The 11,856-nt window shown below is 29.7% G+C and carries 12 protein-coding genes; 7 read left to right on the forward strand and 5 right to left on the reverse strand.

The features are described 5' to 3' along the window. The first annotated feature begins 36 nt into the window (after positions 1-36). Positions 37-1,833 (forward strand): translation elongation factor 4, encoded by a 1,797-nt coding sequence (gene lepA / locus BTO07_RS13750; protein WP_087521776.1) that lies wholly within the window; start codon positions 37-39, stop codon positions 1,831-1,833. A gap of 414 nt (positions 1,834-2,247) precedes the next feature. Here lepA and BTO07_RS13755 read toward each other — a convergent pair whose 3' ends face one another. From BTO07_RS13755 to BTO07_RS13770, 4 genes are all read right to left on the reverse strand, one after another. After that, positions 2,248-2,697, reverse strand: coding sequence for a transposase (locus tag BTO07_RS13755; protein ID WP_087521777.1), 450 nt, complete (start codon positions 2,695-2,697; stop codon positions 2,248-2,250). Then, positions 2,657-3,220 (reverse strand): IS110 family transposase, encoded by a 564-nt coding sequence (locus BTO07_RS13760; protein WP_087521778.1) that lies wholly within the window; start codon positions 3,218-3,220, stop codon positions 2,657-2,659. Before BTO07_RS13760 ends, BTO07_RS13755 begins: the two co-directional genes overlap by 41 nt. A 352-nt stretch (positions 3,221-3,572) precedes the next feature. Beyond that, on the reverse strand, positions 3,573-5,948 hold the full coding sequence (locus BTO07_RS13765) for an outer membrane beta-barrel protein (protein ID WP_087521779.1): 2,376 nt from the start codon (positions 5,946-5,948) through the stop codon (positions 3,573-3,575). A 181-nt stretch (positions 5,949-6,129) separates the two neighbouring features. Then, entirely contained in the window at positions 6,130-6,828 is a 699-nt protein-coding gene (locus tag BTO07_RS13770) for a zinc metallopeptidase (RefSeq protein ID WP_087521780.1), read from the reverse strand. Between the two features lie 94 nt (positions 6,829-6,922). Between BTO07_RS13770 and BTO07_RS13775 the strand changes: the two genes are divergently transcribed. The 6 genes from BTO07_RS13775 (at position 6,923) to BTO07_RS13800 (ending at position 11,273) form a co-directional block, all read left to right on the forward strand. Next, positions 6,923-7,969 (forward strand): asparaginase, encoded by a 1,047-nt coding sequence (locus BTO07_RS13775; RefSeq protein ID WP_087521781.1) that lies wholly within the window; start codon positions 6,923-6,925, stop codon positions 7,967-7,969. Positions 7,970-8,180: 211 nt separating this feature from the next. Then, positions 8,181-8,906, forward strand: coding sequence for a MotA/TolQ/ExbB proton channel family protein (locus BTO07_RS13780; RefSeq protein ID WP_087521782.1), 726 nt, complete (start codon positions 8,181-8,183; stop codon positions 8,904-8,906). A gap of 8 nt (positions 8,907-8,914) precedes the next feature. Further along, positions 8,915-9,370 carry a hypothetical protein gene (locus tag BTO07_RS13785; RefSeq protein ID WP_087521783.1) on the forward strand — a complete coding sequence of 152 codons (456 nt, stop codon included), beginning with the start codon at positions 8,915-8,917 and terminating at the stop codon, positions 9,368-9,370. A 4-nt stretch (positions 9,371-9,374) separates the two neighbouring features. After that, a complete protein-coding gene (locus BTO07_RS13790) occupies positions 9,375-9,995 on the forward strand; it encodes an ExbD/TolR family protein (protein ID WP_087521784.1) in 621 nt (206 codons plus the stop codon). A gap of 18 nt (positions 9,996-10,013) precedes the next feature. After that, positions 10,014-10,475, forward strand: a complete 462-nt coding sequence (locus tag BTO07_RS13795; protein WP_087521785.1) for an ExbD/TolR family protein — start codon at positions 10,014-10,016, stop codon at positions 10,473-10,475. A gap of 120 nt (positions 10,476-10,595) precedes the next feature. Then, entirely contained in the window at positions 10,596-11,273 is a 678-nt protein-coding gene (locus BTO07_RS13800) for a porin family protein (RefSeq protein ID WP_087521786.1), read from the forward strand. Here BTO07_RS13800 and BTO07_RS13805 read toward each other — a convergent pair. After that, positions 11,268-11,840, reverse strand: a complete 573-nt coding sequence (locus BTO07_RS13805; RefSeq protein WP_232457035.1) for a hypothetical protein — start codon at positions 11,838-11,840, stop codon at positions 11,268-11,270. The genes BTO07_RS13800 and BTO07_RS13805 overlap by 6 nt on opposite strands. Positions 11,841-11,856 lie beyond the last annotated feature (16 nt).

Consider the following 11,856-nt stretch of genomic DNA (forward strand, 5'->3'; position numbering starts at 1 on the left):
TATCTTTGTAAGTTGAACGCAGTTAGAAAACGAAGTATGAAGAACATTAGAAACTTTTGCATTATCGCACATATTGATCATGGTAAAAGTACGTTGGCAGATAGATTATTAGAATATACAGGCTCTGTAACAGATCGTGAAAAGAAAGATCAGTTATTAGATAATATGGATTTAGAACGCGAACGCGGAATTACCATAAAATCGCATGCTATTCAAATGGATTTTGAGCATAAAGGAGAACAATATGTTTTAAATTTAATTGATACTCCAGGTCACGTAGATTTTTCTTACGAAGTTTCTCGTTCAATTGCTGCCTGTGAAGGTGCTTTACTAATTGTAGATGCAGCGCAAAGTATACAGGCACAAACAATTTCTAACTTATATCTAGCTTTAGAGAACGATTTAGAGATTATTCCTATCTTAAATAAAGTAGATTTACCTTCTGCAAACCCAGAAGAAGTAACAGACGATATTGTAGATTTATTAGGTTGTGCCCCAGAAGATGTTATTCACGCAAGTGGAAAAACTGGTTTTGGTGTAGAGAACATTTTAGAAGCAATTATAGATAGAGTTCCTGCTCCAAAAGGAAACGTTGATGCACCATTACAAGCTTTAATTTTCGATTCAGTTTACAATTCTTACAGAGGAATTGAAACGTATTTCCGTGTTTTAAATGGAGAAATCAAAAAAGGACAACGTATTAAATTTATGGCAACTGGCAATGAGTATTTTGCTGATGAAGTTGGTACTTTAAAATTAGAGCAAGTTGTTAGAAAATCTGTAAAAGCAGGTGATGTTGGTTATTTAATTACAGGAATTAAAACAGCAAAAGAAGTAAAAGTAGGAGATACTATTACAGATGCAGTGAATCCTACAACAGAAATTATTGATGGTTTCGAAGATGTAAAACCAATGGTTTTTGCAGGTATTTATCCAGTTGATACAGAAGATTTTGAAGAATTGCGTTATTCAATGGAAAAGCTGCAATTAAACGATGCTTCTTTAGTATTTGTACCAGAAAGTTCTGCAGCTTTAGGTTTTGGTTTTCGTTGTGGATTCTTAGGAATGTTACACATGGAAATTATTCAAGAACGTTTAGAGCGTGAGTTTAATATGACTGTTATTACAACGGTTCCCAATGTATCTTACCACGCCTACACTAAGAAAAATCCAAATGAATTACTTTTATTAAATAATCCTACAGATTTACCAGATCCATCAAGATTAGATAGAGTAGAAGAGCCTTTTATTAAAGCTTCTATCATTACAAAATCAGATTTTGTTGGTCAAGTAATGAGTTTGTGTATCGAAAAACGTGGAGAAATTACAAATCAAACCTACTTAACAACAGAAAGAGTAGAATTAACTTTTGATATGCCTTTGGCAGAAATTGTTTTCGATTTTTACGATCGTTTAAAAACAGTTTCTAAAGGATATGCTTCTTTCGATTATTCTCCGATTGGTATGAGAGAATCTAAATTGGTTAGAGTAGATATTTTATTAAACGGTTCTGGAGTAGATGCACTTTCTGCACTTTTACATGCAGATAATGCGTATACAATTGGTAAAAAGATAGTTGAAAAACTAAAAGAATTAATACCAAGACAACAGTTTGATATTCCTATTCAGGCAGCAATTGGAGCAAAAATTATTGCACGTGAAACTACAAAAGCGTTGCGTAAAGATGTTACTGCAAAATGTTATGGTGGAGATATTTCACGTAAACGTAAGTTATTAGAAAAGCAGAAAAAAGGTAAGAAAAGAATGCGTCAGGTTGGTAATGTAGAAATTCCACAAGAAGCATTTATGGCAGTTTTAAAGTTGAATGATTAAATTAGATAATTCGATTTTTAGACGTTTAGATTTTTAGAATCAAGATACAAGACAGAACCTTTTTGAGAAATCAAGAAGGTTTTTTATTTGAAGCTATTTCCAGCTTTCACTACTCGCTTTTTTTATTTTAAAAAGAAATAAAAAAGAGCTCAAACAAACCGTTTCAAATGCGGAGCATTCAACGACTCAAAAGAAATATTAAAGCGGAGTTACTCTGGGCTAGACTAGTTTGCTAACAAATAGTTATTCCTTTAAAATCAAGATAATTTTTTATTTGCAGCTGTTTCTTTTTATCGCTGTCATTGCGAAGTTTACTTTTTTGTAAACTGTGGCAATCTCATAATTAGAAACAGATTGTTTCGTTCCTCGCAATGATCTGTGTTAAAAAACTATTATTTATTGTTAAAATTTCTTTTATTTCAGAAAATATAAGTTTTGATGATTTTCATTGTAAATTTGTTTGTTAGTCGCAATAGAAAAAATTTGCTTTATTAATTTATTAGCTATTGCAATTTTAATTACTCTCTCGGGTTTTCCTTTTTCTTTAAGTCGTTCATACATTTCGATACAATTTTTATTTACTCTTTTTGCAGACCAACTACATAAATACAAAAGTTTTCTAATTTGAGGTTTGCCCATTTTACAAATATGTCCTTTACCTTTTACACTTGTTCCTGATTGATATAGCCTTGGACTAAATCCTACAAAAGCTGTCAGTTGTTTATAGTTATCAAATTTTGTGAAATTATCTGTAATAACACTCATCATAATAGCCGTTTTTAGCCCGATTCCTGGTATCGTTTTTATTCTTTCAACCGTGTCTTTATAAGCTAATCTTCCTATTTGCTCTATCCTTTTTTTCAAACTTATCAATACGTCTTATTAATAATATTAGTACTTGTTTTAATTCTTTTCTAAGATCCGAACTCAACAAACCTGTTGCTTCAAAGGATTCTAATTGTCTTTTTGTTTGATGTTTTTGTTTTTTTAGTAATTCTAAAGCTGTGTAAAGTTGTTTAATTTCTATACTAGGTTTACTCTCTGGACACCATCTTTTTAACTCATATTGAGCACCATATTCGGCAATTGTCTTTGCGTCTTTTTTATCTGTTTTTGCTCTATATAATCTTGTTTGACTATATCTTCTAATTATCAAAGGATTTAATACACATACATTAAAACTAGATGCATGTAAAAAAGTTGCTAACTGAACATAATAAGGACCACTAGCCTCCATTACAATCCAGTCTGATGCACTAATCAATTTAATAAATTGCTCAAAACCTGTATTTTGATTCTTAAAAATTTTGTGAATCCATTTATCTTTTTCTAAATAAGAAACATCAAAGGTTTGCTTACTAATATCAATTCCTATAATTTTACTCATATCAAATGTTTTTATAGAAAAATTACTACATTTACTTATCAATCCTAAATACAGACTTGATGGTCTAATGATCTGTTCAAGTTTATGTAGTAAGGGGTAAAGTGATTAGCATTGCGAACGGTCTTTAATGACAAATGACGGACTATAATCTTTTCCTTTACCCTTACTTTTCTTGTTAAATATTAAATCTAATTTAAGCTTTTTAAAAACAGATCCTTATTTTTACAAACATAGGATGACGCATATTAAAAAGCAATAATAAGGTTAATAGTATCAACAGTTATTCGAACGATTTCAATCAGGTTTATATTTATTTCCCAGTCTGTTTGTTTATCCTGCGAAAGCAGTAATCTTAATTACCATCTCTAATTCTATCTTCTTCATCATTATTAGAGTTTCTTCCAGATTTCTTTTTTCCAAATTTAGAACCAAAACTATAAACGAATTTCAACTGAATATTTTGTCTAGAATCATTGCTTTCAACAGCGGCAATTCCGTTTCCGTAATCAATATTACCAACAAAACCTCTGTTTAGCATTTTGTTAAAACCAAGATTTACCTTTAGTTTATCATCTAAAAACTTTTTACCAAAAGAAAAATCTAAGCCAGCTAGCCAATCTACTTCAATTTGACCTTCTAAAGCTCCTGTTCCGTAGTTTCCACTCAATTCAAAATTGATGTCCCAAGGTAATTCGTAACTCGCCTGAACAAACCAAATTAAGTTCCATTTATTTAAATCTACATTAAAAGTAGAAGATCTGTAATCTGTATTCGTAACAATAACGCCAGTATAACCTTCCAACCCTTTTGTGAAACTTAAAGGCGCGAATAATCTAAAATTCCAATTTGCATTATTTTCTACATTTACTTCTTGCTGTCTAATTTGTGCTGTAGCATTATCTTGTCTTATTAGATCAAAAATAACATCATCAGTTTCACTATAACCAATTGTAAAAAAGGGTTGACCATCATATGTTAAATTAAACTGATAATTATTAGTGTAAGAAGGTGTTAAGTTCGGATTTCCTTCACCGGCAGAATAAGGATCTAAATACGTTTCAAAAGAATTTAAAGTATTATAAGAAGGTCTCTGAATTCTATAACTGTAAGATAAACTTGCACCTAATTCTTCAGTCAATTTTCTACTAATTGATGCACTTGGAAAAACTTTTTTAATGGGTCTTTTCTTAACTTCAATTTTTTCTGAACCATTTAACATATAAATAGAAGTACCATCTGTATTACTGTTTTCGTAACGTAAACCTCCAGAAAAAGACCATTTTCCTGAAGTTGCATTTATTTTAGAATATAAGGCGAAAATATTTTCACTAATTAAAAACTGACTACTTTCATCTTCATTAAACTCAAAAACACCACTGTTATTATGACTAAAAGATTGTAAATCGTTATCAGTTTCTACATTTGCTAATCTTGTTCCTGCACTTAATTTAAAATTATCTGAAAACGTTTTTGTATAATCTGCTTTGTAGGTTTTTATAGAATATTTTCCATCTTGAATGTATTTTCTGTCATCATAGTCAATTGTACTACCAGCAACATCAGCTAATATATTAGTGTTATCATTTGTAAAATCTACATAATTAAAATCGATAACTAATTTATCTGTGTCAGTTTTGTATTCGTAATAAGGATTGATATTAAAGTTCTTTCTATCTCTATCAAATCTATTTTCAGAGAACAATGTATTTGTATTGTTTACATCAGAAATAATGGTTTTACTACTTGTAATTCTATCCGAAGTTCTTGTACTAATACGTCCACCAATTCCAAAAGAATGTTTATCGTTGATATAATAATCTATACTACCGCCAATTCTAAAATTTGTTGGGTTATAAGGTTCTATCGTTTCTTGATCGTACGTTTCATTACCTACAGTTCTGTCTAAAAATAAATCTTCTCTCCAAGTTGGTTGCGAAAAATTTACACTCGATTGCCAATTCAATTTGTTCTTGTAACTAGCAATAGAAAAACCTGTTCCGTATTCAAAACCTTCATCTTCACCAACCCAAGCATTTGTGCTACCGTGAGTTCCTAAACGAACATTTTTCTTTAAAATAATGTTGATAATTGCACCAGAACCAGAAGCTTCATATTCTGCACCAGGTTGTTCTACAACTTCAATTTTAGAAATATTATCCGCAGGAAAATCGCGTAATAAAGTTTCTACATCCATATATTCTGTAGTTTTTCCATTAATCAAAATACGAACGCCTCTGTTTCCCGCAATTGAAATTCCATTATTAGTAACCAATACTCCAGGTATTTTACGCATTACATCTTGCAAACTGGTATTTGTCATTTCAGATTTTTCTAAATCTACAATCAGTTTTTCTGCTGTTTGTTTAATAACTGGGCGTTTACTTTTTACAACAACTTCATTTAAAAGCTGACTTTCTTCTTTTAAAGTGAAGTTAAATATTTTGTTGGTGTTTAATTCAAACTCTTTTATGTTTTGAGTTTCAAAACCCAACATTGAAATTTCAATTTTATATTTTCCTGAAGAAATATTTTCAATTTTATATTCACCTTTATCATCAGAAATAACTCCTTTAGGAATTTCTTCACTTCCTATTTTATGTAAAATAATGTTTGCAAAAGGTAATGATTGGTTTTGTTCATCAACAATTTTTCCACTAATTGTGTTTTGTGCTGCTGCTGAAAATAGACCTAAGAATAATAGTAAGACAGTTGTAATGGTTGGTTTCATCTTTATATTTTTTATCAGGATAAATGAGTTGGTTAGCAATAAAATTTTGGTTAAATTTTTATCCTATAAATATAAAGACGCACTAAAACGGCAAAACGTTACAAAAAAAACACTCTCGATAAATAATCAAGAGTGTTTTATAAATTTTTACAAGCGTAAAAGACTAAAAGTATCTGCGATGTTAATCTCTTCCACCTAAAATCTGTAAGCCCCAATATAATAACATTGCTAAAGAACCTAAGGCAGCAACTAAATACGTTCTTGCAGCCCATTTAAGTGCGTCTGTTGCACCTGTTAATTCTTCTTGAGAAACCATGTTTTTTCCTTTTAACCAAGCCAATGCTCTGTTACTAGCATCATATTCTACGGGTAAAGTAATAAAACTAAAAAGTGTAGCAAAACCCATAAAAATTAAACCAGCTATAGCAATGTAAAAACCAATTCCAGCAGTTCCAGAGGCAGCTCCTAATATTAAACCACCAATCACTAACCATTGAGAGAATTTAGAAGTAACACTAACAATTGGCACTAATTGAGATCGCATTGTTAAATAACTATATGCTTTTGCATGTTGAACTGCGTGACCAACTTCATGCGCAGCAACAGCAGCTGAGGCAGCATTTCTTTGGTTGTAAACAGATTCACTTAAGTTAACAGTTTTGTCTTTTGGATTGTAATGATCTGTTAATCTACCAGGAGTCGAAATTACTTTTACATCAAAAATACCATTATCAGCAAGCATTTTTTCTGCAATTTCTGCTCCACTCATTCCGTTTCTTAACTGAACTTTCGAGTATTTTTTAAATTTACTTTTTAATTTATTACTAATTAACCAACTCACTAAAGATATTGCGCCAATTAAAATATAGAATCCTATCATAATTTATATTGTTTTAAAATTGTATTTCATTTTTGTTTGATAAATTTACAACATAAACTATTCCAATTTTTGTTTTGGAATAAAAAAAGACAAAATGACAAACAAACCAAATATATTACTTGTTTATACTGGTGGAACTATTGGTATGATTAAAGACTATAAGACGAATGCTTTAAAGGCGTTTGATTTTAGTCAGATTGTAGAGAAAATTCCAGAATTGCAACAGTTAAACTGTAATATAACAAGTATTTCTTTTGATGAACCTATTGATTCATCAAATATGAATACAAAGTATTATGTAGACATTGTTGAGATCATTGAAGGAAATTATAAGGATTTTGATGGTTTTGTCGTCTTAACAGGTTCAGATACTATGTCTTACACATCTTCAGCAATTAGTTTTATGTTAGAGAATTTGAGAAAACCTATTATTTTTACAGGTTCTCAACTGCCAATTGGCGATTTAAGAACAGATGCTAAAGAGAATTTAATTACTTCTATAGAAGTTGCAAGTGCTAACAAAAAAGGAATACCAGTAATTTCTGAGGTTTGTTTATATTTTGAATATAAATTATACAGAGCTAATAGAACAACCAAAATAAGTTCAGAACAGTTTGAAGCGTTTACATCACTAAACTTTTCTCCACTTGCAGAAAGTGGTGTGCATCTTAAATTTAATGAACATTTAATTTATCAACCAAAAAACAGAGAAAAGAATCTAATTGTTCGAAAGAATTTAATAGATGAAGTTGTTATTTTAAAATTGTTTCCAGGTATTTCGAAATTGGTTGTTGAAAGTATTTTGAATATTCGAAATTTAAAAGGAGTCGTGTTAGAAACCTATGGATCTGGTAATGCACCAAATTCAGAGAATTTTATATTTTTATTGAAAAAAGCAATTGAAAAAGGAATTAAAATTATAAATGTTACACAATGCAAAAGTGGAAGTGTTATGATGGGGCATTATGATACAAGTTTGCTGCTCAGGGAAATAGGTGTTATTAATGGTAAAGACATTACTACAGAATCTGCAATTGCAAAGTTGATGTATCTTTTAAATGAAGATTTATCAAATGAAGATTTTAAAATATTTTTCGAAAATTCATTAAGAGGTGAATTAACTGATAAATATCATTTTTAGTTGTATAATTGAAGAAAATCAACGTTTAATGCATAAATAGATTGATTTTTTTTTTAAATCCTCAATATTTTTTTGTTACTTGGCAGTCTCAAAAGTACAAAAGAGGTTGAATCTTTCTATAATTATAGGGAAATTGGCTTTTCTGCTGTTCTTTGAGATTAAAAAATTTATATCTATAATCCGTTAACTATTAAAATTAATTATAACAAAGATGAAAAAAGTAGTAAATGTCCTATCCGTTACAGGATTTATGTTTTTTGGAGCTATTCAATCAACTTTCGCACAAGAAGCAGGAACTGAGGAAGCAAGAACTTTTCACCAAGAATTAAAACTTCGTTTTATTGAAGGTGGCCCAGAATTTATGGGAATTGTATTGGTAGCCTTAATATTAGGTTTAGCAATTGCAATTGAAAGAATTATTTATTTAAATATGGCAACAACTAATACTAAGAAATTAGTAGCAAATGTTGATGATGCTTTAAGTTCAGGTGGTATTGAAGCTGCAAAAGAAGTTTGTAGAAATTCTAAAGGACCAGTAGCATCTATCTTTTACCAAGGTTTAGATAGAGTAGATGAAGGAGTTGAAGCAGCAGAAAAAGCAGTTGTTTCTTATGGAGGAGTTCAAATGGGACTTTTAGAGAAAAATATTTCTTGGTTGTCTTTATTTATTGCATTAGCACCAATGCTTGGGTTTATGGGTACTGTAATTGGTATGATTAAAGCCTTTGATATGATTGCTGTAGCAAATGATATCTCTCCAGGAGTTGTAGCAGTAGGTATTAAAGTTGCCTTATTAACAACTGTATTTGGTTTAATTGTAGCTATTATTTTACAAATTTTTTATAATTTTATCGTTTCTAAAATCGATAGTATTGTAAATAATATGGAAGATGCATCTATTCAATTAATAGACTTATTAGTAAAATATAAAAAATAAGATATATTATGAAAAATAATTTATCAAAAATTTTAAATATCTTCATTGCACTAGTTGCTTTGATTGGTGCTTTTCTCTTTGTCAGAATTTTTATGACTGATGGAGATGATGTAGAAGCATTGAATGGTTCTGTAGGAAACATCGTTTCGTTTTCTACGATACTGCTTTATTTTGCAGTAGGAGCAACAGTAATTTTGTCTTTAATTGGGCTTTTTAGAAATCCTGAAAATTTAAAAAAGACTTTATTAGGACTTGCCGTTTTAGGTGTAGTATTAGTATTTGCTTATTTCTTAGCAGATAGTAATGCTGTTTTAGATACAGCTGGTAAAATTCTTGAAGGAGGAGAAGCGGGTTCAACTACAAACCAATGGGTTGGTACTGGAATCTGGTATAGTATTGCTTTAGGATTAGTTGCAAGTTTATTCTTTGTATACGATTTATTAAAAGGACTAGTAAAATCATAAAAATATGGCAAGAAGAGAGAATCCCGAAATTAATGCAGGTTCTATGGCAGATATTGCATTCTTGCTGTTAATCTTTTTCTTAGTAACAACAACAATGAATGTTGATTCAGGAGTTTCAAAAAAACTGTCTGAAAAACCACCGGCAGATTATGTGCCACCTGTTATTAAAGAAAAAAACATTTTTGAGGTTGGTATTAATAGAAATAATGAGCTTTTAGTTGAAGGCGAAAGAATGGATATTAAAAACCTAAAAGAAGCTGCTATTGCATTTATAGACAATGGTGGAGGTGAAGGTAAAGTTGAAAATGGTGTTGCAACTGGGCCATGTAATTATTGTAAAGGTGAAAGAAGTGAATCTTCTTCGGATCACCCAAACAAAGCAATTATATCGGTACAGAGTGACAGATTAACAGAATATGGAACGTATCTAGCAGTTCAAGATCAATTGTTAAGAGCTTATTCTGCTTTGAGGAATAGGTTAAGTATGGCTAAGTATAAAATACCTTTTACTGAACTTGAAGATGCTTACAAAGATGATAAGAGCAATGAAAGTTTGAAGAAAAAGGTTGAGTTTATCAAAACTAGTTATCCTCAAATTATTTCAGATGCAGAACCAACAAATTAATTTTTAAAATTTAACAATATGTCTAAGTTTAGAAAAAAGAAAAAAGGAATGCCAGCAGTGAATACTGCTGCCTTACCAGACATTGTTTTTATGTTGTTATTTTTCTTCATGGTAACTACTACTATGAGAGAAACTTCTTTACAAATTGATGCACCAAGGTTACCTTCTGCATTAGAAGTAAAAAAGTTAGAACATAAAAGTTTGGTAACTACTATTTACGTTGGTAAAGCAAAAGATACTAAATACGGAACTAGTTTTAATAGAATCCAGTTGAATGATAAAATAGCATCTGCAGATGATGTTCCTGCCTTTATTATAAATGCAAGATCTAAAGTTTCTGATGCAGAAGTACCATTTATGACAACTTCTATTAAAGCTGATAAAGAATCTAGTGTAGGTACTATAGTTGATATTAGATTAAAACTAAGAGATGTAAATGCTCTTAAAATTAGTTACTCTGCATCTAAAACGGCAGATTAATTAGTATATTATAATAAAAAAAAAGGATAACTCTTTGAGTTATCCTTTTTTTTATGTTTTATTTTGAATTATTAACTATAAAATGAAATATTGTATCTTTATGATACGTTTAACTTTATCATGAAAATAATAGCCACTTTCTTTTCCTTTATGTTTTTAGTAGGTGTTTCTTTTGCTCAAAAAGATTCACTAAATATTGGAGATAGATATGCAGATGATCAGGTTTATATAGCTGTTTCTTATGGTCAGTTTTTTGATCAACCAACACCAATTTCTAAAAGTAACTTCTCTTATTCCCTATCTGCTGGTTTTATAAAAGATTTAATTTTAAATAAACAAGGAAATATTTCTATAGCAGCTGGTATTGGTTATGGGGTCGATTTTTTTAATCATAAATTAAAAGTTGAAGAAAGTAACAATACAACTGTTTTTAGTAGTGATGATACAATAAGTGGTAATTTATTTAAATCACATAATTTAGAATTCCCTCTAGAGTTAAGATGGAGAACTTCTAATGCTAATAAATATGATTTTTGGAGAGTATATACAGGGATTAAATTCTTCTATAATATCTCTAATAATTTTCAGTTTGAAGACGCAAGTAATACTACTTTTAAGTATTCGGATATTTCTAATTACAATAAATTTCAATATGGTTTAACTCTTTCTGCGGGTTATGATGAATTCAATATTAATCTGTTTTATGGTCTAACGCCTGTTTTTAAAAACAGTATGATAGATGGGGAAGAAATTAATACTAAAATTTTAAAATTTGGACTTATTTTCTATATTCTATAAAAAATAGAAAACAATAATTGGAGATAGAAACCCTAAAATAAACCCTAAATAGACTTCAGTCTGTGTGTGTGCTTTTAAATATAATCTTGCGCTTGCTAGAATACCAGAAAGTAGCAATGAACATATAATTACAGCAATCAAATTTTTATTATATATAGCGTTTAATACAAAAAAGAATCCTGTAGTAATACCTAATGAAAGTAAATGAATACTTGTCTTTAATTTAAATGAGAATAGTATATATACACATACTAAACCTAAAGTCGTTGCGTAAAATAGTAAGCCAATGTCTGTAAGATTAGGAATTCCTTTTATTGTATTACCTAACAAATAGAATAACACAATCATCATTGCAATAGGAACTTTCCTTTCTCCAATAGTATCTGCTTTAAAAGATTTTATTAGTTTAAGTCTCTTAAAAAGAATTAAAACTGCTAAAGGTACAATGTAAGTAGTTGCAAATATTAAGCCCAAAACAGCTAATCGTTGATCGCTATTAAAGACATTAGGTATTAATATAAAGTACAATAGTACACCAATTGTAGGAATTACAATTGGATGTAACATTATTGATATGAATTTA

This window comes from Polaribacter sp. SA4-12, from assembly GCF_002163675.1.
Classification (GTDB): domain Bacteria; phylum Bacteroidota; class Bacteroidia; order Flavobacteriales; family Flavobacteriaceae; genus Polaribacter.

Excerpts from the sequence above, each read along its gene's own strand:
- lepA (WP_087521776.1), top strand. The coding sequence starts at position 37 with ATGAAGAACATTAGAAACTTTTGCATTATCGCACATATTGATCATGGT.
- BTO07_RS13760 (WP_087521778.1), bottom strand. The coding sequence starts at position 3,220 with ATGAGTAAAATTATAGGAATTGATATTAGTAAGCAAACCTTTGATGTT.
- BTO07_RS13765 (WP_087521779.1), bottom strand. The coding sequence starts at position 5,948 with ATGAAACCAACCATTACAACTGTCTTACTATTATTCTTAGGTCTATTT.
- BTO07_RS13770 (WP_087521780.1), bottom strand. The coding sequence starts at position 6,828 with ATGATAGGATTCTATATTTTAATTGGCGCAATATCTTTAGTGAGTTGG.
- BTO07_RS13775 (WP_087521781.1), top strand. The coding sequence starts at position 6,923 with ATGACAAACAAACCAAATATATTACTTGTTTATACTGGTGGAACTATT.
- BTO07_RS13780 (WP_087521782.1), top strand. The coding sequence starts at position 8,181 with ATGAAAAAAGTAGTAAATGTCCTATCCGTTACAGGATTTATGTTTTTT.
- BTO07_RS13785 (WP_087521783.1), top strand. The coding sequence starts at position 8,915 with ATGAAAAATAATTTATCAAAAATTTTAAATATCTTCATTGCACTAGTT.
- BTO07_RS13790 (WP_087521784.1), top strand. The coding sequence starts at position 9,375 with ATGGCAAGAAGAGAGAATCCCGAAATTAATGCAGGTTCTATGGCAGAT.
- BTO07_RS13795 (WP_087521785.1), top strand. The coding sequence starts at position 10,014 with ATGTCTAAGTTTAGAAAAAAGAAAAAAGGAATGCCAGCAGTGAATACT.
- BTO07_RS13800 (WP_087521786.1), top strand. The coding sequence starts at position 10,596 with ATGAAAATAATAGCCACTTTCTTTTCCTTTATGTTTTTAGTAGGTGTT.
- BTO07_RS13805 (WP_232457035.1), bottom strand. The coding sequence starts at position 11,840 with ATGTTACATCCAATTGTAATTCCTACAATTGGTGTACTATTGTACTTT.